This is a genomic window from Roseateles sp. T103, assembly GCF_057219915.1.
In genome coordinates this window covers 1-23,845 of the sequence record NZ_JBXVVS010000008.1, presented here as the reverse complement: position 1 = coordinate 23,845, position 23,845 = coordinate 1, and the positions used below count along the sequence as shown (strand labels likewise).

At 67.7% G+C, this 23,845-nt stretch carries 27 protein-coding genes; 4 read left to right on the top strand and 23 right to left on the bottom strand.

The features are described from left to right. Nucleotides 1-2: 2 nt before the first annotated feature. The 12 genes from fliQ to fliF form a co-directional block, all read right to left on the bottom strand. A complete protein-coding gene (gene fliQ / locus AC2EBS_RS17970) occupies nt 3-272 on the bottom strand; it encodes a flagellar biosynthesis protein FliQ (protein ID WP_484729829.1) in 270 nt (89 codons plus the stop codon). Between the two features lie 15 nt (nt 273-287). After that, complete coding sequence (gene fliP, locus AC2EBS_RS17965; RefSeq protein WP_484729864.1) at nt 288-1,064, bottom strand: flagellar type III secretion system pore protein FliP; 777 nt, start codon at nt 1,062-1,064, stop codon at nt 288-290. A gap of 19 nt (nt 1,065-1,083) precedes the next feature. Further along, the gene (locus AC2EBS_RS17960; protein ID WP_484729828.1) at nt 1,084-1,452 is read right to left on the bottom strand and encodes a FliO/MopB family protein; all 369 of its coding nucleotides are present in this window, start codon (nt 1,450-1,452) and stop codon (nt 1,084-1,086) included. A 168-nt stretch (nt 1,453-1,620) separates the two neighbouring features. Further along, on the bottom strand, nt 1,621-2,064 hold the full coding sequence (gene fliN, locus AC2EBS_RS17955) for a flagellar motor switch protein FliN (RefSeq protein WP_484729827.1): 444 nt from the start codon (nt 2,062-2,064) through the stop codon (nt 1,621-1,623). Then, a complete protein-coding gene (fliM, locus tag AC2EBS_RS17950) occupies nt 2,054-3,058 on the bottom strand; it encodes a flagellar motor switch protein FliM (RefSeq protein WP_484729826.1) in 1,005 nt (334 codons plus the stop codon). The genes fliN and fliM overlap by 11 nt, the downstream gene beginning before the upstream one ends. Nucleotides 3,059-3,091: 33 nt before the next feature. Continuing rightward, nucleotides 3,092-3,691, bottom strand: a complete 600-nt coding sequence (locus AC2EBS_RS17945; RefSeq protein WP_484729825.1) for a flagellar basal body-associated FliL family protein — start codon at nt 3,689-3,691, stop codon at nt 3,092-3,094. Between the two features lie 147 nt (nt 3,692-3,838). After that, a complete protein-coding gene (locus AC2EBS_RS17940) occupies nt 3,839-5,245 on the bottom strand; it encodes a flagellar hook-length control protein FliK (protein WP_484729824.1) in 1,407 nt (468 codons plus the stop codon). A 31-nt stretch (nt 5,246-5,276) separates the two neighbouring features. Further along, nucleotides 5,277-5,753 (bottom strand): flagellar export protein FliJ, encoded by a 477-nt coding sequence (fliJ, locus tag AC2EBS_RS17935; RefSeq protein WP_484729823.1) that lies wholly within the window; start codon nt 5,751-5,753, stop codon nt 5,277-5,279. Nucleotides 5,754-5,797: 44 nt separating this feature from the next. Continuing rightward, nucleotides 5,798-7,234: a flagellar protein export ATPase FliI gene (gene fliI / locus AC2EBS_RS17930; RefSeq protein ID WP_484729822.1), complete on the bottom strand. Its 1,437-nt coding sequence runs from the start codon at nt 7,232-7,234 to the stop codon at nt 5,798-5,800. Beyond that, nucleotides 7,231-8,022, bottom strand: a complete 792-nt coding sequence (locus tag AC2EBS_RS17925) for a FliH/SctL family protein (RefSeq protein WP_484729821.1) — start codon at nt 8,020-8,022, stop codon at nt 7,231-7,233. Before AC2EBS_RS17925 ends, fliI begins: the two co-directional genes overlap by 4 nt. Before the next feature lie 3 nt (nt 8,023-8,025). Further along, a complete protein-coding gene (gene fliG, locus AC2EBS_RS17920) occupies nt 8,026-9,021 on the bottom strand; it encodes a flagellar motor switch protein FliG (RefSeq protein ID WP_484729820.1) in 996 nt (331 codons plus the stop codon). A gap of 35 nt (nt 9,022-9,056) precedes the next feature. Next, entirely contained in the window at nt 9,057-10,727 is a 1,671-nt protein-coding gene (fliF, locus tag AC2EBS_RS17915) for a flagellar basal-body MS-ring/collar protein FliF (RefSeq protein WP_484729819.1), read from the bottom strand. Between the two features lie 270 nt (nt 10,728-10,997). Here fliF and fliE point away from each other — a divergent pair, with 270 nt between their 5' ends. Beyond that, nucleotides 10,998-11,324, top strand: a complete 327-nt coding sequence (fliE, locus tag AC2EBS_RS17910; RefSeq protein WP_484729818.1) for a flagellar hook-basal body complex protein FliE — start codon at nt 10,998-11,000, stop codon at nt 11,322-11,324. 18 nt (nt 11,325-11,342) lie between these two features. Here the strand turns inward: fliE and AC2EBS_RS17905 are convergent, their stop codons facing one another. The 8 genes from AC2EBS_RS17905 to AC2EBS_RS17870 form a co-directional block, all read right to left on the bottom strand. Beyond that, on the bottom strand, nt 11,343-11,849 hold the full coding sequence (locus tag AC2EBS_RS17905) for a pilus assembly FimT family protein (RefSeq protein WP_484729817.1): 507 nt from the start codon (nt 11,847-11,849) through the stop codon (nt 11,343-11,345). 4 nt (nt 11,850-11,853) lie between these two features. After that, nucleotides 11,854-12,606, bottom strand: a complete 753-nt coding sequence (locus AC2EBS_RS17900) for a flagellar brake protein (RefSeq protein WP_484729816.1) — start codon at nt 12,604-12,606, stop codon at nt 11,854-11,856. A gap of 51 nt (nt 12,607-12,657) precedes the next feature. After that, on the bottom strand, nt 12,658-12,957 hold the full coding sequence (locus AC2EBS_RS17895) for a flagellar protein FliT (protein ID WP_484729863.1): 300 nt from the start codon (nt 12,955-12,957) through the stop codon (nt 12,658-12,660). Nucleotides 12,958-12,998: 41 nt separating this feature from the next. Then, nucleotides 12,999-13,427 (bottom strand): flagellar export chaperone FliS, encoded by a 429-nt coding sequence (fliS, locus tag AC2EBS_RS17890; RefSeq protein ID WP_484729815.1) that lies wholly within the window; start codon nt 13,425-13,427, stop codon nt 12,999-13,001. A gap of 185 nt (nt 13,428-13,612) precedes the next feature. After that, entirely contained in the window at nt 13,613-15,049 is a 1,437-nt protein-coding gene (gene fliD, locus AC2EBS_RS17885) for a flagellar filament capping protein FliD (RefSeq protein ID WP_484729814.1), read from the bottom strand. Nucleotides 15,050-15,182: 133 nt separating this feature from the next. After that, entirely contained in the window at nt 15,183-16,085 is a 903-nt protein-coding gene (locus AC2EBS_RS17880; protein ID WP_484729813.1) for a flagellin N-terminal helical domain-containing protein, read from the bottom strand. A gap of 205 nt (nt 16,086-16,290) precedes the next feature. Then, on the bottom strand, nt 16,291-17,142 hold the full coding sequence (locus AC2EBS_RS17875; RefSeq protein ID WP_484729812.1) for a flagellin domain-containing protein: 852 nt from the start codon (nt 17,140-17,142) through the stop codon (nt 16,291-16,293). A gap of 379 nt (nt 17,143-17,521) precedes the next feature. Beyond that, nucleotides 17,522-18,370, bottom strand: a complete 849-nt coding sequence (locus AC2EBS_RS17870; RefSeq protein WP_484729811.1) for a flagellin N-terminal helical domain-containing protein — start codon at nt 18,368-18,370, stop codon at nt 17,522-17,524. A 734-nt stretch (nt 18,371-19,104) separates the two neighbouring features. On the opposite strand from AC2EBS_RS17870, the gene AC2EBS_RS17865 reads away from it, so the two are divergent. Next, entirely contained in the window at nt 19,105-19,644 is a 540-nt protein-coding gene (locus AC2EBS_RS17865; protein WP_484729810.1) for a hypothetical protein, read from the top strand. A gap of 185 nt (nt 19,645-19,829) precedes the next feature. Here the strand turns inward: AC2EBS_RS17865 and AC2EBS_RS17860 are convergent, their stop codons facing one another. The 3 genes from AC2EBS_RS17860 to AC2EBS_RS17850 are packed head-to-tail and all read right to left on the bottom strand — an operon-like array spanning nt 19,830 to nt 22,985. After that, entirely contained in the window at nt 19,830-21,686 is a 1,857-nt protein-coding gene (locus tag AC2EBS_RS17860; RefSeq protein WP_484729809.1) for an O-linked N-acetylglucosamine transferase, SPINDLY family protein, read from the bottom strand. Next, nucleotides 21,683-22,342, bottom strand: coding sequence for a class I SAM-dependent methyltransferase (locus tag AC2EBS_RS17855; protein ID WP_484729808.1), 660 nt, complete (start codon nt 22,340-22,342; stop codon nt 21,683-21,685). The genes AC2EBS_RS17860 and AC2EBS_RS17855 overlap by 4 nt, the downstream gene beginning before the upstream one ends. A gap of 1 nt (nt 22,343) precedes the next feature. Continuing rightward, nucleotides 22,344-22,985 (bottom strand): glycosyltransferase family 32 protein, encoded by a 642-nt coding sequence (locus AC2EBS_RS17850; RefSeq protein ID WP_484729807.1) that lies wholly within the window; start codon nt 22,983-22,985, stop codon nt 22,344-22,346. A 328-nt stretch (nt 22,986-23,313) separates the two neighbouring features. On the opposite strand from AC2EBS_RS17850, the gene flhD reads away from it, so the two are divergent. Both flhD and AC2EBS_RS17840 read left to right on the top strand, forming a co-directional pair. Beyond that, a complete protein-coding gene (gene flhD / locus AC2EBS_RS17845) occupies nt 23,314-23,637 on the top strand; it encodes a flagellar transcriptional regulator FlhD (RefSeq protein WP_484729806.1) in 324 nt (107 codons plus the stop codon). A 35-nt stretch (nt 23,638-23,672) separates the two neighbouring features. After that, nucleotides 23,673-23,845, top strand: a 173-nt coding sequence (locus AC2EBS_RS17840; protein ID WP_484729862.1) for a FlhC family transcriptional regulator, incomplete at its 3' end; no start/stop codon positions are given.

Here is a 23,845-nt window from a genome sequence, read left to right as displayed (position 1 = left end):
TATCAGCCGACCACCTGCGGAATGGTCTCCAGCGTGCGCTGGATGTACTCGACCAGCGTCGTCATCATCCAGGGGCCGGTGATCGCCATCACCAGCACGGCGGCGACGATCTTGGGCACGAAGGACAGCGTGGCCTCGTTGATCTGCGTGGCCGCCTGGAACACGCTGACCAGCACGCCGACCAGCAGCACCGTGATCAGGATGGGCGCGGCCACCAGCAGCAGCATGTACAGGCCCTGCTGTCCGAAGGTGAAGACTTGTTGTGCATCCATGGGTGTGGCGTTCGATCAGGTGGCGAAAGAGGCGGCCAGCGAGCCGATCAGCAGATTCCAGCCGTCCGCCAGCACGAAGAGCATCAGCTTGAAGGGCAGGGCCACCAGCACCGGCGACAGCATCACCATGCCCAGGCTCATCAGCACGCTGGAGACGATCATGTCGATGACCAGGAAGGGGATGAAGATCAGGAAGGCGATCTGGAAGGCGCTCTTGAGCTCGCTGGTCACGAAGGCCGGCACCAGCACGCGAAACGGCACGTCCTCCGCCTTGGTCGCCGGATCGAGCTTGGCCAGCTTGGCGAACAGCGCGACATCGGCCTGCCGCGTCTGCTTGAGCATGAAGCTGCGCATCGGCACCTCGGCTCGGCGCATCGCTTCGTCGAAGGCGATCTGGTTGGTCGAATAGGGCTGCCAGGCCTCGGTGTAGACCTTGTCCAGCGTCGGGCTCATCACGAAGAAGGTGAGGAACAGGGACAGGCCGATGATGACCTGGTTGGGCGGTGCAGCCTGCGTGCCCAGAGCCTGGCGCATCAGAGAGAGCACGATGACGATGCGCGTGAAGCCCGTCATCATCAGCAGCACTGCGGGCAGGAAGCCCAGGGCGGTGAAGAACAGCAGCGTCTGGATCGGCACCGAGTAGCTGCTGCCACCGGCACCCTGGCCGACGAGTATGGGCAGCGTGGCGCCGCTGCCGCCACCTGCGCCCTGTGCTAAAGCGGCTGCAGAAAGTGCCGATACTGTCGATACCAGCAGGCCTTGCGCCACGCGACGGCGGGCGAGGGCGGACAGCGCCCGGCGGGGCTTGCATTCAGGCTGCACGCTCGCCTCCTTGCTCCGGGCTGGTGGTGTCGGTGCCGCGCATGCGCGCGAGCAACTGCTGCGCAAAGGGCGAGCCCGCACCGCTGGCGGGCAGTTCGGCCTGTGCTGGCATCACATGCAGCGTGTTGATCTGCTGGGCGGTGACGCCCAGCACCAGCCAGCGGCGATCCTCGCCCTGGCCGACCTCGATGGTGACGATGCGCTGGCTGGGCGACAGCGGCAGCATCGCCACGGTCTTCAACTGGCCCTGGGCGGCAGCACCGCCCAGCGGTGTGCGCTTGAGCAACCACAAGGCCAGCGGAATCAGCGCAAGGATGGCGAGAAACCACAGCAGCGGCAGAAGGGAATTGGTGTTCATGGCCGGGCCATTGTGGCCGGCCATGCCGGGGGTCAATCCGTGAGGAAAGCGGCGGAATCCGCCCCTGGTCGGGCTTTTAGCAGCGCGCGTCTTTCCGTGCGGAGGCTGCTGGTCCGGCTCCACCCCCTTCAAGGAGGCCGCCGCAGGCCGCGGGGATGGGTGCTCCGCTCAGGCGCGGCTCAGGCGGCGCATCCGCTCGGACGGCGTGACGATGTCGGTCAGGCGGATACCGAACTTGTCGTTCACCACCACCACCTCGCCCTGGGCGATCAGATAGCCGTTGACGAGCACGTCCATGGGCTCGCCGGCCAGCGCGTCGAGCTCCACCACCGAGCCCTGCGCCAGCTGCAGGATGTTCTTGATCGGGATGCGCGTGCGCCCCAACTCCACGGTCAGCTGGACCGGGATGTCGAGGATCATGTTGATGTCGTTGCCGGGCATATTGCCCGGCGTCGGCGCGAAGCTGGCGAAGCTGGCCGGAGCCACCTGCTCCGGAGGCGCCTGCACTTCCGCGGCCACCTCGGTGGCCGCGGGCTTGGCCTCGGCCAGCGCCGCGGCCCACTCGGCCGCCATCGCGTCCTGTTCGTCTTGTGCGGGGCTGTCAGCTGTCATTGCGTGCTCCCAACCAGCCCTGGTCGTGGCCGGTCAGCATCTTGTCTACCTTGAGCGCGTACTTGCCGTTCGAGGTGCCGTAGTGGCAGTCGAACACCGGCACGCCATCGACCTTGGCCTTGATCAGCGGGTCCAGGTCGAGCTCGATGAAGTCGCCGGGCTTGAAGGCGAGCAGCTGCTCGACCGTGGCCGGCGCGTAGCCCAACTCGGCCACCAGTTCAACTTCGGCAGCCTGGATCTGGTGCTTGAGCAGATTCACCCAGCGGCGGTCCGGCTCGGCCGAATCGCCCACCGTGGTGGAGTACAGCACGTCGCGTATCGGCTCCAGCGTCGAATACGGGATGCAGAAGTACACCGTGCCGCTGGTTTCGCCCACTTCCAGCGTGAACGAGGTCGACACCACGATCTCGCTGGGCGTGGCGATGTTGGCGAACTGCGGCTGCATCTCCGAGCGCTGGTACTCCAGCTCGAGCGGATAGACACCCTTCCAGGCCTTCTGGTACTCGGCGGTGATCACCTCGACGAGGCGCAGGATCACGCGCTGCTCGGTGGCGGAGAAGTCGCGACCCTCGATGCGGGCGTGGAACTTGCCGTTGCCGCCGAACAGCGAATCGATCACTGCGAACACCAGCGTCGGGTCGCAGACGATCAGGCCGGAACCGCGCAGCGGCTTGACCGAGACGATGTTGAAGTTGGTCGGCACGACGATCTCGCGCAGGAAGGCGCTGTACTTCTGCACCTTGATGCCGCCGATCGCGACCTCGGGACTCTTGCGGATGAAGTTGAACAGGCCGACGCGGATGTTGCGGGCGAAGCGCTCGTTGATGATCTCCATCGTGGGCATGCGCCCACGGACGATGCGCTCCTGGCTGGCCAGGTTGTAGTCGCGTATGCCGCCGACCTGCTCCTCCTCCTGCTCGAGCTTCTGGCTCTCGCCGGTGATCCCCTGGAGCAGGGCATCGACTTCGTCTTGAGAGAGGATCTGCTGATTCATGGCTGGGCGTGCGCGCTGCGAGTCAGCTCCGCTTCACTGGACGATGAAGGTAGAGAAATGCACATTGAGGATCGGGCTCACGACCGCAGGCTTGCGCTTCTTTTTCTTCTTCTTCGGCGCTTCGTCCTGCTCGGCTTCCTCGTCCTCGTCTTCCAGCTCGATGCCGATCGGGCGCACGGCTTCGCGGTTGACCTCGCGAGCCAGCTTTTCCTTGCCCTCGCGCGTCAGCAGCTCAACGGCGGTCTTGTGCGACAGCAGCATCAGGATGTTGCCGCGGATGGCCGGCATGAATGTCTTGAGCAGATCGCCGGTTTTCGCGTCGGCCACCTCCAGCGTGATGCCGATCTGCGCAAAGCGGTCGACTTCCTTGTCCGCCAGATTGACGGTGAAGGGCTCCAGCGGCACGAACACCGGCGGGTTCTTGGGATCGACCTTGGGTGCCGCCGGCGTATGCGCGACTGCCGCGGTCTCTTCGCCTTCCTCGCCCTCGGCGGCTGGCTTCTTCTTCAGCAGGAAGACAGCCGCGCCACCGCCGATCAGCACCAGCAGCAGCACGGCGGCGAGGATGATGATCAGCTTCTTCTTGCCCCCGCCAGCGGCGGGCGCATCGGCAGCAGCGGCTTGCGTTGCCATGAGAACTCCTGTGGACTGTCGTCTGCCCGGGCGGCGGGGCGGTTGCCCCGGTTGCCCGGCATGACGCCATTATTCAGAAAACCGCCTGTCGCGAGTGGCGCGAATAGCGGGGTAAAGCGCTGTGTCTTCGGTGCGGCGCCTGGCACCTCAGGCATAGAGATCGACAACGCCGCGGCCTGTCCGCTGCGGTGCCACGGCTGCCATCGCGCTGTTGCCTTCATCGGCACCCGGCGCCGCGGCGAGATCGCTGTGGGTCGCTTGCGTCTGTGAACCCTGGGCCTCGCGCTCGCCGCGGCTCTGGCCGGGCGACTGCTGGAACACGCCGCCGCCGGCCAGCGTCAGGCCTTGCTCGCGCAGCGCGCTGGCCAGATCGGGCAGGCTGGCCTCGAGGGCGCTGCGCGTCTGGCTCTGCTCGGCCACGAAGGACACCTGGGCCTGCTGCCCATCGACGATGATCTGCACCGACACCGGCCCCATCTCGGCCGGGTTGAGGTGCAGCTTGGCCTGCTGCACACCTTCGGCGGCGAGCACGCTGACGCGAGCCGCCATCTCCGGTGCAAACTGCGGGCTCTCCAGCGGTGCCTGCAGCGGGATGCCCGCCTTGTCGGCTGCGGCCGTTTCGGCGCTGCCGCTCTTGGGCTGCAACGCGGCAACTGGCGTGCCTGGGATCACCGGGCTGGCGCTGCTCTGGGCCTGGCGCAGCTCGCCCTGGAAGGACGCGGCGGCCTCGCTCGACGCGCCAGTCAAAAGGCTGCCGCGGACTTCGCCGGCCTCGATGCTCGCGCCCTTGGCCGCCGGCTTGCCGTCGGCGCCAGGCAGGGGCTGGGCCTGGACATCTGCGGTGTCCAACGAGGTGCTGGGGTTGTGGTGCGGCACGGCCTTGCCGGACAGCTCGACCGCCATGGTCTCATCGCCTTGCGCCTCGCCGGACGGTGCCTGCTTGTGCTGCGCCTGCTGGAGCAGGGCCAGCACCTCGGCAGCCAGCGGCGTCGCGTTTGCGTCCGTCAGAGCCTGGTCGAGCGCAGCGCTCTCGCCGGGGCTGCTGACGATATCTGGGGCGACAGCGTCGCCGCTGGCGATGCCGTCGATCTTGCTGCGGTCGGAGGCCGACTGGCGCGCCTCGGCCTGGCGAGCGGCGAGCTGCTCGCGCTCCTGCGTGCTGCGGCGCGTCTTGCGCGCCTGCTGCTCGGCATCGCCACGCGAGGCCACGGCCCGTTTGTCGTCCTGGCCCACGTCCTGCTCCGTCCCCTCGGGCGATGGCTTTGCTGCGTCGTCTGCCTCAGCGCGTGCCGACGAAGCGTCGTCCGACGGCTTGTGACCCTTGGTGGCGGAGATCTCGCCGCCCGCCTGGCCGTGCGCGCCGGCCTGGGGTGCTGCGCTGGACGGCGCCGGCGTCGCGCTGGTGCTGGCCGTTTCGCGCAACAGCTGCGCGAAGCTGGCGCCACTGTCATTGCCGCGGCCGGCTGCGGCCGGGCTGGCTGCGAACAGGGCCAGCGCCGCCGAGGACTTGGCCACCGACGACGCGGACGCGCTGGGGTTGTTCAGGGATTGCATCGGGAGGGGCCTCGGTCCATGCGTCGGAGGGTCACGCGCTGAGGCGCGCGAAGGGGTTGTGCTGGGCCAGCGCCGCACGCGCGGCCTGTTCGTCGGTCTGCTTCTGCTCGCGGCGCTCGGCCATGCGCAGCATCTCGGCACGACGGCGCTCGATCAGCTTGCGTATCGAAGCCACGCGCACCTCCAGCTCGCGCAGCGTCGCCTGGGCGCGCTCCACGCGGGCGTCGGAGTGGCGGGCCACCAGGCCCTGCTGCTCGATCGCCTGGTCCAGGCGCAGGCCGAAGGTCTGGTAGCAGCCGACGATGTCTATGCTCGAGCCCCGCGTGAACTGCTGCGTCCAGCGCTGCTGGTACTCGTTGCGGTACTGCCCGAGCTGCGTGTGCTGGGCCTGGGCGGCCTCGGCCTGACGGCGGACCTCCTGCAGATAGGCCAGGGCCTGGTCGCGCTCCGACTCGGCGCGCTCCAGCAGGATGCCCAAGGTGTGCAGATTGCTGATGCTCGTGCTCATGGTCAACCTTGTACGTCTCTTCGTCCTACGCTTATCGGCCGAAATCAGGCCTGATTGACCACTGTTTGCAGTTGCTGGACGCTGGCGGGCAGTGCGGCCGGCGTGTGCATGTCCTGCTGCAGCAGGCGCACCATGTCCGGATGCAGGCGCACCGCCGCATCGAGCTCGGGATCGTGGCCGGCCTGGTAGGCGCCGAGCTGGATCAGGTCGCGTGCCTTGTTGTACTTGGCCAGCAGCTGACGGAAGCGGCGTGCCGACTCCAGGTGGCGCGGCTCGGCCACATTGGTCATCACGCGCGAGATCGAGCGCTCGACGTCGATGGCCGGGTAGTGGCCGGCCTCGGCCAGTTCGCGCGACAGCACGATGTGGCCGTCCAGGATGCCTCGGGCCGCGTCGGCAATCGGGTCCTGCTGGTCATCGCCCTCGGACAGCACGGTGTAGAAGGCGGTGATCGAGCCGCCGCCGGCCAGGCCGTTGCCGCTGCGCTCGACCAGCTGCGGCAGCTTGGCGAAGCAGCTGGGCGGATAGCCCTTGGTGGCCGGCGGCTCGCCGATGGCCAGCGCGATCTCGCGCTGCGCCATCGCATAGCGGGTCAGCGAATCCATCAGCAGCAGCACATGCTGGCCCCGATCGCGGAAATGCTCGGCGATCGCGGTGGCGTAGCTGGCGCCCTGCAGGCGCACCAGCGGCGGCGCGTCGGCGGGCGCGGCGACGACGACCGAGCGCTTGATGCCTTCCTCGCCGAGGATGTCCTCGATGAATTCCTTCACCTCGCGGCCGCGCTCGCCAATCAGACCGACGACGATCACATCGGCCTGGGTGTAGCGGGCCATCATGCCCAGCAGCACCGACTTGCCGACGCCGGTACCGGCGAACAGGCCGATACGCTGGCCGCGGCCGACGGTGAGCATCGCGTTGATCGAACGCACGCCGGTGTCCAGCGGCGTGCGCACCGGGTCGCGGTCCATCGCGTTGATCGGGCGGCGGATCATCGGCTCGTCGTGCACGTCCTGCAGCGGGCCGCGTCGGTCCAGCGGGTGGCCGTGCGAATCGACAACGCGGCCCAGCAGCCCGTCGCCCATCGGCAGATGCAGGCCGCGGTCCTCGTCGCGGCGGAAGGGATGCTGAGGCTTGCCCAGCTTGGGCGCCTGCGGCGGCGTGAAGCGCGGCAGCACCGTGGCGCCGCTGGCCAGACCCTGCACCTCGTCGGTGGGCATCAGGAAGGCGCGGTCGCCGGAGAAGCCGACCACCTCCGCCTTTACCGGGGCGGCGCCCCGGCGGCTGCCGTGCAGCGTGTTGCCGCTGGGTCGTGGCATCGAGATCTCGCAGACCGAGCCGACCGGCACGCGCACGCCGGTGGCTTCCAGCACCAGGCCGGCCACGCGCACCAGCTTGCCCTGCGGCTCCAGCGGCACCGGCGTGGAGGCGAAGGCCTTGAGGTCCTCCAGGTAGCGCGACCAGCGATCGTGGCGTGCGCTCATGGCTGTGTGTCCTCGCTGCCGTCGTCGCCGCCGGCACGGCGGTCTTCCCACAGCGAGGTCTGGCCCATGGCCTGCACCACCTGCAGCCAGCGCGTGGCCAGCGTGGCGTCGACGCTGCCGATGTCGGAATCCACCTTGCAGCCGCCGCGCGGCACCTCGGCATCGGGGATGATCTGTGCGTCGCGTGCCTTCATCTCCTCGCCGGCGCCGTCCTGCACCAGGGCCAGGTCGTCCGGGTTGACGCGCACGCGCACATGGCGGGCCGACAGCTGCAGCGCCTCCACCGCATCATGCGCGACGCGGGCGATGACCTCGGGCCGCTGCTCGATCTCGGCCCGCACCACCTGGCGCGCCAGCTCGACGGCCATGGTGGCCAGCGTGTCGGCCATCTGCTCCTCCAGCGCAGCGAACTCGGTGTCGAAGCTCTTCACCAGCGCGCCGATCTGCCGGCTCATCTGCTGCGCGAAGCTCTGCTTGAAGGCGTCGAGCGCGGCCATGCCGTCGCGGTAGCCGTCCTGATAGCCGCTCTGGCGCGCCGCATGCAGCAGCTCGTCGATGCTGGGCTCGGGCGGCGGTGGCGGTTCGGCCGGCTTGACCTCGGGCTGCGGCGCCGGCGCGAAGATGCCGGGGCGCTCGGCCGGCGGCACATCCTGGAAGGCGCTGGGACTCCAGCTCGAGAAATCCGAGAGCTCCTCGCGCGGGATGAAGCGGCTGTAGTTGGTACGCCGCTCCTCGCCGGAGCGGCGTTCCGGCGGCGGCACCTGGCGGGGCGGTTGACGGGTGGCCATGGCTTAAACGAAGGCGTCGTCGCCGCCGCCCATGAGCACGATCTGGCCTTCGTCGACCAGACGGCGCACGATCTTGAGCATTTCCTTCTGCTCGGCCTCGACTTCGGACAGCCGGACCGGGCCGCGCGACTCCAGGTCTTCGCGCAGCGTCTCGGCGGCGCGGGTGGACATATTGCGGAACACCTTCTCGCGCAGTTCGGGGCCGGCGCCCTTGAGCGCGACCACCAGCGATTCGGACTGCACCTCCTTGAGCACCGCCTGGATGCCCTTGTCGTCGATCTTCTCCAGATCGTCGAAGGTGAACATGTTGTCCATGATCTTCTGCGCCAGATCGGCATCGGCCTCGCGGATGTAGTCCAGCACCGAGGCCTCGATGGCAGAGCCCATCATGTTGATGATCTCGGCCGCGGTCTTCACGCCGCCCAGCGAGCTCTTCTTCATGCGCTCGCCGCCGGCCAGCACCTGGCTCATCACCTCGTTGAGGTCCTTCAGCGCCATCGGCTGCACGCCGTCCAGCGTGGCGATGCGGATCAGCACCTCGTTGCGCGCGCGCTCGGTGAACAGCTTGAGCACGCCGCTGGTCTGGTCGAAGTCCAGGTGCGAGAGGATGGCCGCGATGATCTGCGGGTGCTCGTTGCGCAGCAGCTCGGCCACCGAGGCGGCGTCCATCCACTTCAGGCTCTCGATCGACGAGACGTCGCCGCCCTGCAGGATGCGGTCCAGCAGCAGGTTGGCCTTGTCCTCGCCCAGCGCCTTGCGCAGCACTGCGCGCACGTATTCGTCGGTGTCCTGCACCAGCATGCTCTGCGTCTCGGCCACCTGGTCGAAGCGCGTCAGCACCGACTCGACCTTCTCGCGCGGGACGACCTTGAGTTTGGCGATGGTCTCGCCGAGCTTCTGCACCTCCTTGGGCTGCAGATGCTTGAAGACCTCGGAGGCCTCTTCCTCGCCGAGCGACATCAGCAGGATGGCGGCGTCTTCGACTCCCTTGTCGTCCATGATGGTGTTTCTCTGCTGAGATTGGGGACGTTGGATCAGGCGGATTCGCCGTTGATCCAGTCACGCATGATGTTGGCCACGGCCAGCGGGTTTTCCTTGGCCAGGATGCGGGCGCGCTCGAGCTTGTCGTTGACCCCCGGGGCCTCCAGGGCCGGCAACTCGGCGATCGGCAGTTCGTTGGCCTCGTCGACGACGGCGTTGAGCTGGGCTTCGGGTTCGGGCTCGGGCGGACGGGCGGCAAGCAGCGCCGGACGGATGAAGCCGAACACCGCGATCAGCGCCACGACGACCAGCGCCAGCGGCACGGCCGCGGTGCGCAGCAAATCGGTGAACCAGGGCTCGCGCCACAGCGGAACTTCGACGGTCTCGGGCTTCTCGATCACGAAGGGCGCGCTGACCAGCTTGATCGAGTCGCCGCGCTCCTGGCTGTAGCCCACCGCTTCGCGCACCAGCTCGGTCAGCTTGTCGAGCTCGGCCTGCGGCAGCGGCTGCGTGCTGGTCTTGCCCTTGGCGTCGGTGACGCTGCGGTGGTTGATCACCACCGCGGCATTGAGGCGCCGCACGCTGCCCACGGCGTTGCGCGTCACCCGCACCGTCTTGTCGATCTCGTAGTTCGTCACCGCCTCGCGGCGCGAGCTGTTGCTGCCGGCGCCGCCCTGGGCGGGCTGCAGCTGCTGGGCCGGACCGTTGATGGGCGCGGTCGCCGGCACCGGCGGCTGGTTGCCGGCAGCGCCGGGCACGCCGCTGGGCAGGGCCGGCGTGCCATTGATCGATTCCTGCGTCTGCTGGCTGCGGATCGCCGCGGTCGCATTGGCGCCCTGGTTGGGCTTGTACTCCTCGGCGGTGGACTCGACCTGCGAGAAGTCCAGATCGGCGCTGACCGTGGCACGCAGGTTCTCGCGGCCGACCACCGGTTCGAGCAGCTCGTAGATGCGCTTGTTCAGGTTGGCTTCGATCTGCTGCTTGTACTGCAGCTGCTGGCTGTCCAGACCGGAGCTGTTGTCGCCGGTGTTGGAGAGCAGGGCGCCGGTGGAGTCGACCACGCTGACTGCCTTGGGATTGAGCTCGGGCACGGAGGCCGAGACCAGATGCACGATGCCGGCCACCTGCGCGCGGTCCAGCGTGCGGCCGCCGCGCAGCGTCAGCATCACCGAGGCGCTGGGCTTCTGCTGCTCGCGGAAGAAGCCGTTCTGCTGCGGCATGGCCAGGTGCACGCGCGCGTCGGCCACGTCGGCCAGTGCGGTGATGGTGCGGGTGAGCTCGCCCTCCAGCGCGCGCTGGAAGTTCAGTCGCTCGTTGAACTGCGTCTGGCCGATGGAGGTCTTGTCCATCAGCTCGAAGCCCACGGTGCTGCCTTTGGGCAGGCCGGCCGACGCCAGCTTCATGCGCACGTCGTAGACCTGGTTGGCCGGCACGAGGATGGTGCCGCCCGGCTCATGGCGATAGGGCACATTCATCTGCGCCAGCTGGGCGATCACGGCGCCGCCGTCCTTGTCGGACAGGCCGGTGAAGACCGGTCGGTAGTCGCCCTTGGAACCCATCAGCGACATCGCCAGCACCACGGCGGCCAGCGCGGCCAGACCGATGCCGAGACCGACCTTGCTGCGCATCGGCAAGGCCGCCAGGCGGGCGCCAAAGCCCTGCGGCTGGGCGGCGACGGGCTCGACCAGGGCGGTGGGGGCGGGTGAGGCGATGGCGTTGTCCATGGGGCAGCGTTGTTCTTGCGGCGGGTTATCCGGGCTTCGCGTCCGGTGCCTCTGCGGTCAGTTCGTGCAATGCCTCACGGGCATCGCCACTTTCGGCACCGATGCGACGGATTATTCGGATTCCCCCCCTCAAGAAAGCCTGGAACAGGCCGATGAAGCGAGCGCAGTTCCTCCCTTGGTCCACGCCGCGTCTGCGTAGCATTGCCATGCCTGAAGCGGCCCTGTGCGTGAACGATGTCACAGCCGGTCGCGTCGCCCGGAGTGCTCAGCATGGACCTCAAGCTCAAGCCTTTTGATTTCGCCCAGGCCGCCGCGCGAGCCGGCTTGGCCGTCAACGGCCAGCCTTTGGCCAAGCGCAGCGAGGCTGTCGCCGGCGCGAGCTTCGGCGATGCGATGAGCCAGGCGATGAAGGCGGTCAGTGCGCAGCAGCGCGAGGCGCAGCGGCTGCAGCGCGAGGTGCAGCTGGACAATCCCACCGTCAGCCTCGAGGAGACGATGGTGGCGATGCAGAAGGCGCAGATCGGCTTCCAGGCCACGCTGCAGGTGCGCAACCGCCTGGTGTCCGCCTACTCCGAAATCATGAACATGCAGGTGTAAGAAGGCCTGCTGGCGGGCTCAGCAGCTCGACGGCCTGGGCGCGTCCGGCCCGCACAGCTGGGTGCGGCCGAGCACGCTGGAGCGCACCTGCAACTGGTGGCCCGCGCGGGTGGCAAAGGCGGTCTCGCCGGCGGCGAGCAGTCGTCCTGCACCGGGCTCGAAACTCAGCGCCTCGCCGGCGCGCGTCATCTGCACCCGTGGATAGTCGGCCGCACGGCCGACACTGATGTTGCAGGCCGGCACCCCGCTGCCGCAGTCGCAGGGCTGGCCCTGGCTGATGCCCCAGCACCAGTCAGGCCCGGCGCGGAAGCTGGCATGGAGCGCCTGGCCGCGCACGCTGGCCTCGCGCGCATGGCGCAGTTCCTGCGCCAGCTGCTCGCCGGCGGCGCGCAGTTGCTGGCGCGCGAGAAAGTCTGCGAAGCTGGGCACCCCCAAGGCCAGCAACACGCCCAGCACGGCCAGCACGAAGGCCACTTCGAGCAGCGTGTAGCCGCGCGTCCGGCGTGCTGCCAGGCTGCGCCCCATGACGCTAGCCCTTCTTGCGCAGCAGACGCTGGCGGCGTTGGGTCAGGTCGATGAAGGACTGCAACTCGCGCTCGGCGCCGGCCGGCAGGCTGGCGAAGGCGCAGCCCAGTCGGGTGCCGGGCGGCCCGTCGGTGTTGTCTGCCGCATGCTGCAGCGACAGCGTTGCCTCGAAGTGCGTGTCGCGCTCAAGTTCCACGCGCACGCCCGCCAGCGTGAGCCCGGCGGCCAGCGGCGGCAGCCCGGGTGGCAGCAGCAAGGCCAGACCCGTCACGCTGAGGTCCAGCACGCGCAGATCCAGAGGCATCTCCGGCCACTGCGGATGCTGCAGTCGCACGCGTGGGTAGTTGCTGCCCAGCGGCTGGACGCGGAAGGCCTGGCGGCGCTGGAAGCGATACAGCATCGGCGGCAGCGGGCAACGCAGCGTGGCCTGGCCGTCGCCCTTCACCAGCGTGAGGCCGGCCAGTTCGAACTCGATGCGGATGCTGTCCTGATAGGCCACGGCCAGCACCTCGTCGCTGGCCTGCAGCGCTGCGAGTGCGACGTCCTGTGCGGCCACGGCAAAGCACAGGCCGCCGTGCTCGGGCGCGATGTCGACCAGCGGCGCGCGCAGCGTGATGCCCTGTGGCGTGGACAGCTGCACCGGCACCGCTGCGTCCTTGAGCTGGCGCAGCAAGGCGACGAGCTCCGTGCCGTTGTCGACGCGGAACTCGCTGGGGTCGGCGCTGGGGTCGCCTGGCAAGGTGAGAGAGCTGCTCATGAGACGGGGGCTGCCTGGCCGACCGCGTCCGGCCGGCACGGCACAGAGGCTTCAGTGCACCATGGAGCTGCGGCCGCCCAGCAGATGATTCAGGTCTTCCAGCCAGGGTTCGGCGAGGTGGCGGATCTCCGCGTCGTTGAGCAGGATGCGCTGCATGATGCGCGTCTTCAGCTTGGTCTCGTCGGGTGCCAGCTGGCGCTGCGATGCCGCGTGCTTGAGCTGCGAGATCAGCAGCACGCAGGCGCCCTCGAGCTTGACGACCTCGTCCCAGTTACCGGCGCGGGCAGCGGCCAGCATCTCGGTGCTGGCCTGTTCGATGGCTTCGTAATAGCTGAGCAGGTTCGTGTTCATGGGACGGTCCGCTGGGTTGTCGTAGTTCGTCGGGGTGGCGTTCATGCCGCCTTGGCCTCGGCTTGCTGGCCGATCGCGTGCCAGGCTTCGCGCACCGGCTGCAGCAGCCGCTGGCATTCCTCGATTGCCGCGGTGTCGGAATGCAGGTTTGCGTAGGTCAGCCGCCTGCACATATAGCTGTACAGATCGTGCAGGTCGCGGGCGATGTCGCCCGCGTCCATCTGCAGCGCAGCCTTCAGGCCTTCGTCAAGGATGCGCACCGCGCGGCTGAGCGCGCGCGCCTTGAGCTCGATATTGCCGGCAGCCAGCGCGCCCAGGGCCTGGTTCATCGCGTCGGAGGCGCCGTCGAAAAGCAGGGCGACGAGCCGGTGCGGGCTGGCAGTCAGCACATCGGTCTCGAGTCCGACCTTGCTGTAGAGGTTGCTGGCGCGCTGGCCGCGGGCTGCGAAAGGGGAGGCGTTGCCGTACATCTCTTGGTCTCGGTGATGGGGGGCGTGTTGAGATGTTCTTCGGCTGTGGCGTCCCGAACTTGAGAGCCAGCGCCGGCAAAAGCGCTGCCTCATGTAAGCAGCTGTACCCCTGACTGCCGGCGCGCCATGCAAAAGGGCCCGCCGAGGCGGGCCCTGGCGCGGGCCGAGTCGAGGCGGCGCGGCGCTCAGCTGCTGCTGCTCTTGCTCAGCATGGCCATCTGCTGGCTCACATAGCTGGACAGGCCGCTGAGCTTGCCCATCTGCGCATCCAGTGACTGGTACTGGGCGCGGAGCCGCTTTTCCACCAGCGTGAGGCGGTTCTCCATCATCTCCTGGCGCTTGCCGTTGGCGCTGATGCTGCTCTGCAGCGAGGACTGCTTGTTCGATACCCGTCCGTCGGTCGACAGCGCCCCGTCGATGAACTCGCGCAGACGCTGGCTGAAGCCGTTGTTGCGCGGGTCGCTGCTGTCCAGCCCCTTGAAGAAGTTCTTCAGATCCTCGGGGTTGTCCAGCGCGGTGTTCAACTTGCTGGCATTTACCGTCAGCGTGCCGGTCGAACCTGGGTTGAGGCCGATGTCGGCCAGGCGGGCGAATGCGCCGCCCAACGAGGTGCTGCCGCCGGCAATGCCGCGCAGCATGCCCTGCAGCGCAACCACCGTGGAGTCGCCCTGCAGCGTGCCGGCGGTCTTGCTGTCGGCGTCGTACTTGGTCTGCTCGCGCATCAGGTTGATGACCGCGTTGTAGGCGTCGGAGAAGGCGGTCACCGCCGTCTTGATCGCCTCCTTGTCCTGGGCGATGTTCAGTGTCGCCGGGCTGCTGGTCGTCGCGAGCAGGTTGATGGTGAGGCCGTCCATGGCCTTGCTCAAGGTATTGCTCTCGGAGACGATGTCGATGCCGTTGATGTTGGCCTGCGCATTGGTGGCGGCAGCCTTGAGCGTCATTGAGCCGACGCCGGCCGAGGGGTCGTAGGCCAGGGCAGACAGGCCGGCGGCGTCGGCACCATTGCCATCGGCGTCCGAGACGGAGACGCGAAAGCCATTGCTCTCGCCCGTCTCTCTGGAGCGCAGCACCAGGCGCGAGCCGCTGGCGTCGTTGACGATGGAGGCGACCACACCGGCGCCGGCCGCATTGATCTTGTCGCGGATCGCGCTCGGGGAGTCGGCGCCCGCCGCGATGTCGATGGTGACGGCAGTCGCGCCCTCCTTAGCAGTGAATCCGCCATCGCTGCCCCAGCTGCCCAACTCGATGGTCAGACTGCCGGCGCCGACACCGGTGCTGGGCAGCACCGCGCTGGCCAGCGATTGCGCCGCGGCCAGCTGGTTGACCTGCACCGCGACTGTGCCGGCACTGGCGGCGCTGGAGGCGCTGACGGTGAGGGCGCTGCTGTTGGAGGAGCTGGCCTTGGTCGGCGCCCAGAGGTCCACCGAGTTGAGCTTGGATGCGGCATCGCGCAGAGAGGACAGAGCGCTCTGCAGCTTGCCCCAGGCCGAAAGCTGGGTCTTGAGCTTGTCGGTGCGCGTCAGGAGCTGGTCGATCGGCGTGCGCTCGACCTGCACCAGCTTGCTGACGATGGACTCGACATCGAGGCCGCTGCCGATGCCGGTGGAAGAAATGGATGGCACTGCTTTGCTCCTTGATGGGCCTTGCGGCCCACATCGACCCTATCGGCCGCTCGCGCAGAAACTGAAGGCCGTGCAGCGCGGGGCTGGACGGCCTTGGGGCGGGGACTGCGCCTGCGGGCGCCTTCGCTCGGGCTCAGCCCTTGAGCAGCGACAGCACCTGCTGCGGCAGCTGGTTGGCCTGCGCCACCATGGCATTGCCGGCCTGCTGCAGGATCTGCGCGCGGCTGAGGTTCGAGGTCTCGGCGGCGAAGTCGGCATCCATGATGCGGCTGCGTGCCGCGCTCTGGTTCTCCACCGAGATCTGCAGGTTCGAGATCACTGCGTCGAAGCGCGACTGCACGGCACCGAAGGTGGCGCGGGTGTTGTTGATCGTCGTCAGCGCGTCGTCGATGTCATCCATCACCTTGGCCAGACCGGTGGCATCGGTCGGCGTGGGCCGCGGCGTGGACGAGGGCGTGCCAGCAGGGGTCAGCGCACCGATCGACACCGGCGTGCCGCCCGGCGGGATGATGGCGCCGATGGTGGCGTCGTTGGGCAGGTCCAGCGGCGGGATGTCGATGGTGTCCCAGGACGAGGTGTTGGCGCCGATCTGGTAGGTCTGCGGCAGGCCGCTCGCGTCCGACAGGATGGGCTTGCCGTTGAAGGAGGTCGCACCCATGATGCGGGTGATCTCGCCGGCGAGCTGCTGGAACTCCTTGTCCAGCGAGTCCTTGTCCGAGTCGCTGTTGGTGGCGTTGCGGGCCTGGACGGTCAGCTCACGCATGCGCTGCAGCGCGTCGCTGATCTTGCCTAAAGCGCCTTCGGCCGTCTGCGCCAGCGAAATGCCGTCGTTGGCATTGCGCATCGCCACGGTCATGCCGCGCACCTGGGTGTTCATGCGCTCGGCAATGGCCAGACCGGCGGCGTCGTCCTTGGCAGAGTTGACGCGCAGGCCCGAAGACAGTCGCTGCATCGAGACCGCGAGCGATCCCTGCGACATGTTCAGATTGCGTTGCGCGTTCAGCGACGCAATATTGGTGTTGATGGTCTGGGGCATCTCAGCACTCCTGAATGTTCCGTTCGGCGGGCAGATTTACACCTGACCGATGGAACGCATTCTGCGAGTGCGGCAGCCCCGTCAAAAGCCCGATTAAGCGGCCAAACCACGGCCAATACGGAAACCAGTGCGAAGGCCAGGCGCGAGCCTTGCGGCCCGGGCCTGGTGCGCAGCCGGCGGTGTGCCGGCTATGGTTTCGCCCTGATTACTGCAGCAGCTTGAGCACCTGCTGCGGCATCTGGTTGGCCTGCGAGATCATCGCGGTGCCGGCCTGCTGCAGGATCTGCGCACGGCTGAGGTTGGCGGTCTCGGATGCGAAGTCGGCATCCATGATCCGGCTGCGCGCGGCGCTCTGGTTCTCGATGGCGATGTTCAGGTTCGAGATCACCGCATCGAATCGGTTCTGCGCCGCACCGAGCACGGCACGCTGGCCGTTGACGGTGTTGATGGCGGTATCGATGTTGTCGATGATGGTGCCCAGGCTGGCGGCCGTCGAGGTGTTGTCGAACACCGCGATGGCGGAGTCGGTCACGTTGGTCAGCGTCGTGTCGGCCGTCATGTCGGTGGTGACCACGTCCACCACGTCGTTGGCCGTCGTGTTGGCGCCGATCTGGAAGGTCTGCGTGCCTGAACCAGAGCCGGCCAGGATGGCCTTGCCGTTGAAGGTGGTGCCGGCGGTGACGCGGGTGATTTCCTTCTGCAGCTCGATGAACTCCTTGCCCAGCGAGTCCAGGTCGCTGGTGGTGTTGGTGGCGTTGCGGCCCTGCACGGCCAGCTCACGCATGCGCTGCAGCGCGTCGCCCACCTTGGCCAGCGCGCCTTCTGCGGTCTGCGCCAGCGAGATGCCGTCGTTGGCGTTGCGGACGGCCACCGTCATGCCGCGCACCTGGGTGTTCATGCGCTCGGCAATGGCCAGGCCGGCGGCGTCGTCCTTGGCGGAGTTGACGCGCAAACCCGAAGACAGTCGCTGCATCGAGGTCGAGAGCGAGCTCTGCGACATCGCGGTATTGCGCTGGGCGTTCAGGGAGGCGAGATTGGTATTGATGATCGCGGGCATGATGTCAGTCCTTTCGGTATCCAGAGTTCCGGTTCGTTCCGGTCTGTACGGTCGATAACACGAATGCCCTTGCGGGCAGTCTTGCCTGCGAGGCTGCAGCGTCGCCGCCTGGCCTCGCGCCGTCCGCGTCCTGCCTAACTCGATGGCTTAATGCCTCGGTCGGGCCGGCTGACCGGACTACGCAGTCCTCAAAACAACTATTTGGGACCCGTTGGATGTGTTATCGACGACACCTGCTTGGACTTGAGGGCTCCTGCGCGATCGGCGCCGTTCCCGGGTTTGGGAACGGCGCTCTCAGGGTGCTTGAGCTGGCGGACTGACGTTGTCCGCGGCAATCAATTCAGCTGTCGTCAGGGCCAGCTGCTGGGCTGGCCCAGCGTCATCGAAGCAGCGACAGGACGTTCTGCGGTTGTTGATTCGCCTGAGCGATCATCGCAGTACCGGCCTGTTGCAGGATCTGTGCACGACTGAGGTTGGCGGTCTCGGCGGCGAAGTCGGCATCCATGATGCGGCTGCGCGCGGCGGTCTGGTTCTCCAGCGAGATCTGCAGGTTGGAGATCACCGCATCGAAGCGGTTCTGCGAGGCACCCAGCACGGCGCGCTCGGAGTTGACCGTATCGATGGCCAGGTCGATGTTGTTGATGATCGTGCCCAGCGAGGCCGAAGTGGCGGTGTTGTCGAAGGTCGCGATCGACGCATCGGTCACGTTGGTGATCGTCGTCTCGGTGGTCATGTTCTTCGTCGCCACGTCGACCACGTCGTTGGCCGTCGTGTTGGCGCCGATCTGGAAGGTCTGCGTGCCCGAGGCGCCGGCCAGGATGGCGCGGCCGTTGAAGGTCGTGCCGGCGGTAACGCGGCTGATTTCCTTCTGCAGTTCCTGGAACTCCTTGCCCAGCGAGTCCAGATCGCTGGTCGTGTTGGTGGCGTTGCGGCCCTGCACGGCCAGTTCACGCATGCGCTGCAGCGCGTCGCCGACCTTGGCCAGTGCGCCTTCGGCGGTCTGCGCCAGCGAGATGCCGTCGTTGGCATTGCGGATGGCCACCGCCATGCCGCGCACCTGGGTGTTCATGCGCTCGGCGATCGCGAGGCCGGCGGCATCGTCCTTGGAGGAATTGACACGCAGGCCCGAGGACAGGCGCTGCATCGCCGTGCTCAGCGCGGCTTGCGAGGTGTTGATATTGCGCTGAGCGGTCAGCGAGTTGATGTTGGTGTTGATGATGGCGGGCATGTTGCGCTCCTGTTTCAGCTACTAAGACTTCCGGCTGTGCGCCTGGCTTGCGACCAGACGCTCAGTTCCGACGTGAATCGGGCGCCTCGGAGAGACCCCCTTTTGGTGCTACAGGCGACCTTGCGGCCGGATGAGCACCGTCGGGAAGGCAGGACCCTGCAATGCGACGCCCCTGTTCGGGATGCCCCCTCGGCCTGTCAACCTGACCACGCGTCTGTTTCCAGACCCGTTGGAATGGGTATCGGACAGCGCCAAGCAGAACTTAAGCGCTGTTTGTCAATAGGCTCGATCTTCCGAAAAGCGGCTGGGTTTCCCGGTCTGTTCCACAGATCGCTGCCGGGCTTGCGGGCCGGCGGCGACGGTGGGCGGTTCAGCGCCTGTTCGGGCGGGGTGCATCAATGTCTGGGGCGGCTGTCGGTCCTTCGGTCAGTCTTGTGTCGATGAGCTGAAACAGGCCGGTGCGACGGGGAGCGAATCCGTGGGCACCGGGCCATGTAGTGGTTTTCGGCGGTGTCGGCGTAGCACAGGCTTTGAGTCGCGGTGGCAAAGCGGTGCTTTTCTCCCGATTGGCGCGTGAACTAATCCCTAAAGTTCGCTGCACCGTGGTCGATACGCGCGCGCCGCGTGCATGCATGCACGCACGTTTGCAAATCCAGGCGACGGCCCTGCAGGACGCGAGCGTCCTGGGGCGGGTGCCCAGAGAGCAAGCAGCGCGCCACAATTTGGAGAGACTTATGCAAGTCATGACGCAAACAACGACAAGCACCGGCGCCAGTGGCGCGGCCCTGCTGTCGACCTCAACCCAGGCCAGCACTGCAGCGCCGATCAGCAGCGAGGCTGCCGCGCTGCTGCATGCCGCTCGCAATGCCGCCTTTGCCGAGGCCAGCCAGGGCCGGGTGGAGAACGGTCTGCAACTGCTGATGGACGCGCTGCACCACGAGCCGCAGAGTCATGACTTGCTCAGCGACATGGCGGCTCTACTGCTGGCCGCCGGTGCGCTGGAGAACGCGGTGGAGTTCGCGCGCATCGCGCTGGATGTGAATCCGCAGCACGGGCCCAGCCTGTACTCGCTCGGCTTCGCATTGGCCGGGCTTGGAGAGCATCAGCAGGCGCATGACGCGCTGTCCCGCATTGAGCAGGACAGCGAGGCGCTGCGCAGCCTGATGGCCGAGGCGCCTGATCTGCTGCCGCTGGTGAAGACCGAGCTGCAGCGCCTGCAGGCCAGTCTGGCCGAGCAGCAGGCTGCGGCGACGGCGCCCAGGCAAGCCGCTTGACGCGCGGCCGCCCGCGGCGGCGGCACGACGCCTGAACCATCGACACGGACCCCGCGACGCCGGGCGGCTGCATGCCGCGCCGGCGTCTTTGCTTTGCGCAGCGCTTGCGGTGGCTTGATAGCGAAGGGCGCTGGCCGGCCTCGCGCGAGCAGCTCTGGCAGACCGGCCTCCCAGGCCGGTGCGGATCAGCAGGTCACCGGCTCGGCGGCCAACGCCTGCGGCGGCTGGCCAGCTTCGACTCTGGACCACATGCGCAGGTACAGCGCTTCGAGCTCCTGCGCCAGGCGTCGTGCATCGTAGAGCGCGGCGATTCCCAGACCGAGCCGTGCGCGCAGGGCATGCAGTGCCCTGCGATCGCTGCCGAGCGCACAGGCAGCGTCGACATAGCTGCGTGCGTCGTGGCAGACCAGCTCGCCCAAGCCGGCGCTGTGCAGCAGGCTGGCTGCGACGCGGCCGGCGAAGGTTTTGCCCTGCAGCGTCAGCACCGGCACGCCGGCCCACAGCGCGTCGCTGCTGGTGGTGTGGCCATTGCAGGGCCAGCTGTCCAGCGCCAGATCGGCAGCACCCAGGCGCGCGAGGTGCTGTTGCATCGGGACCTTGGGTGCGAACACCAGCCGTTCGGGCGCGATGCCGCGGCGCTGGCCTTCGGCGCGCAGCCGCGCGTCGGCCTGTTCGCCGCCGCTGAGCTGCCACAGCACCGCCTGGGGCAGGCGGCGCAGGATCTCGGCCCAGGCGTCGAGCAGCGCGGGCGTGAGCTTGTAGACCGGGTTGGCGGCCAGCAACACCAGCGCATCGTCGGGCAGGCCCAGCGCGGCACGCGCCGGCACCGCAGCCTGGCGTTCGCGCCGGCCGTCGTTGGGCTGGTAGCAGCGCGGCAGCTGGGCGATCTGTTCGCTGTAGTGCGCGGCATGCGCAAGCGGCGTGACGATGGGGTCGCCGATGATGTAGTCGATCGCGTCCAGCCCGCTTGTGCCGGGAAAGCCTAGCCAGGCCGCCTGCACCGGCGCAGGGCGGCAGGCGAGGGCGGCCATGCGGCTGTCGGCGGTGTGGCCTTTCAGGTCGACGAGGATGTCCACCTCGGCGGCGCGTATCGCCTGCGCGGTGCCGAGCAGGTCAGCCTCGCGCAGATCGATGAACTGCTCGCAGGCGGCGGCGATGCGCTGGCGCAGCGCCGAGCCGTCGTCGGGACCGTGCGAGAACAGCAGCACCTCGAAGCGCTCGCGATCGCGGCATTCCAGCAGCTGCGCCAGCAGCGCCGCGGTGGCGTGATCGTGGAAGTCGGCCGACAGATAGCCGATGCGCAGCTTGCGGCCGGCCAATGGCTTGGGCTTCACCGGCGGCAGCTGCGGCAGTCCGCGGCTCAGGAAGCGGCTGCTGATGCGCGCCGCCTTCAGCATCTGCTGCGGATCGTGCGGCAGGCTGACCAGCGCGAAAGGCACGCAGAACTCGTCGTCGGCCTGCTCAGGCTTTGCCGCCAACGCGCGGCGCAGGCCCTGCGCGTCGGCATCGAACTGCTCCCACAGCAGCGCCTGCTGCTCGGCGTGCACGAGATAGGCGTGCGGCATCACATCGGCCGGGCGCAGCAGCGTGACGGTGCGGAAGCACTCGACTGCCTCGGCATGCATCTGCAGCGTCTGCAGCGCGAAGCCCAGCTGCAGATAGGCGTCCACGTCGTCGCTCTTCAGCGCCAGCGCCTGCATCAGCGCGCCGACGGCCGGCTCGGCAAAGCCGGCGCGGCGCAGCGCCTCCCCCAGCAGGCGCAGGCCCAGGTTGGAGCTGCCGACGGCGGGTACCGCCTGCAGCAGCGCGATGCTGTCGGCGTACTGCTGCAGCGCCAGCGTGGCCTGCGCGGCCAGCAGGGTGGCGGCGAGGTTCTGGCCGTCGATCTGCAGGGCACGCCTGGCTTCGTCCAGCGCCGCCTGGTGGCGGCCGGCGCGCGCGTGCGTCTGTGCCGCGAGCAGCAGCGCCTGCAGGGCAGGGGGGCGCTGCGCGGGTGGCGGCTGGCGCAGCAGCGGAGCGGCGCGCGATTTGAGTGCCTTCACTGCGGTGCGGCGTCGGCGCGGGTGGCCATGGCCAGCAGCGACATGCGATTGAAGAACCACAGACCCTGCACCTGCCAAGGCGTGTACTTGCGCAGCACGTTCGCCAGCGTGTAGGGCGTGTACCAGCAGTTGTGGTCCGGGTGCACGGCCTCGATGAAGGTCTGCGCGCCGGCGTTGTAGTCGAAGTGCCGGCGCATGCAGCTGTAGGCGTCGGGCACGGTGATGATGTACTCGCGTGCGCCGACGGCGTCGAGCTGCGCGAAGAAGCCCTGGATGTCGGGCACATGCTCCAGCACCTCGGGCACCAGCACCAGATCGTAGCCGCCGGGCAGCTCTTCCCAGCGCGAATACAGCCTGCCGCGCAGATGCGGCTGCATCTGCGCGAAGGCCTCGTCGTGGATGTCGAAGCCGTCCACGTCGCAGATCTTGTCCAGCTGCAGGTGCAGCGAGTGGTTCAGGTCGGTGATCGGCCAGTCCACGCAGCCCACATGCAGCACGCGCTTGCCGGCGCAGAGCTGGCTGAACACGTCCAGGCGCGAGCGGCCGATCAGTTCCTCGCTGACGATCAGCTTCTGCGTGAAGTAGGGCTGGTGCGCCAGCTCCAGCGGCGAGACCATGGGCTGACGCTGGGCCAGCACGGCGCTGATCGTATCCATGTCAGGCGATCTCCATGGTGTGCAAGTGGTCGTAGCCCTGCAGCGTGCTGCCCCAGGCCTGGTCGGCGAAGACCTGGCCGCCGCCGGTGTAGGCGGTGCCGGTGAAGTGGCGCGGGATGAAGAAGTGGCTGGGCCAGATGGTCAGCCCGCCGTACTGGTACTGGCGATGGCACTCGGTAAGGAACAGCGGGCCCACGCTCTGCCAGGCCATGCGGTCCATCACCGTGGGCTCCTTCTGCAGGTCCAGGATCATCTGGCCGAAGAAGGGGTTGTCGGGCACCGAGGCCACATAGCCGGCCGCGATCAGCCCAGGCCGGGCCAGCTCGTTCTCCCAGCAGGCCATGGCCTCGCCTTCGAAGAGCCAGGGTTCCAGCGGCCGCTTGCAGATGCTGTCGGCATCGACGACGAAGCCGCCTTCGTTGTAGAGGATCTCCCAGCGCATCAGGTCGGCCACGCCGTTGAGCTCGCGCTGCGCCATCTCGCGCATGTGCGCGGCGTTGACCCAGCCATAGCTGGCCAGCTCTTCGTTGCCCCACAGGCGCAGCTCCCAGTCGGGGTTGTGCCGCTGCCAGGTGGCGATGCAGTTGTCCGGGCGTTTCGATTCGTCGCCGACCCAGATCACGTGCAGGGTGCGTGGAATCATCAGTCAGCTCCGCTCATGCCGTGGAGTGCGTAGTCTGCGCTGCAGGCTGACAAGGCCATGGGCCGATAAAAGCCCGGTTTCCCCGGCTGTCGCGCCGGCCGCAGGGCTTGAAAAGCGTGAACTAGTCACGTCCGTGTAGGAAGAAACCTGACAAGGGCAGGTGTTGCCGGGAGACAGGCGGAACGGATTTGGGCTGATGTTTGGGCCTTGTTCGACTCACCACAATTCGTCACATGTTGAAGCGCCGGAAACGAGAGGGCGCCGAGGCTGACAAGACAGGCAGACGAACGAAACCCAGCGCCAAGCAAGGCACAGCAAGGAGTCCGAGATGAACGCAGAGCAAATCCTGGCCGAGATCCGCGAAGCCAACCTGTCGTACCTGATGCTGGCGCAGAGCCTGATTCGCGCCGACCGCGAGCAGGCGCTGTACCGGCTGGGCATCTCGGAGGACACCGCGACGCTGATCGGCACGCTGAGCCCGGCGCAGATGATGAAGATCGCTTCGGGCAACACGCTGCTGTGCCGCTTCCGCATGGACGACGACCTGGTGTGGGGCCTGCTGACCAGCCACGGCAAGACAGCGGCGAACGACCAGGTGTCTCGCCTGCACGCCTCGATCCTGATGGCCGGCCGTCATCAAGAAGCCGCTTGAGCCTCACCGCCTGAACTGAATTTCGGAGACCGACCATGCGCCAGAAGAGCATCCTGACCGAAGCCCGCCAGATCGAACGTGCGGTGACGCTGATCAACCTCGGTGCCCGGTTGCAGGTGCTGGAGTCGGAGACGGACCTGAGCTACGAGCGCCTGCTGCGCCTGTACAAGGAAGTGTCGGGCAAGAGCCCGAGCAAGGGCCAGCTGCC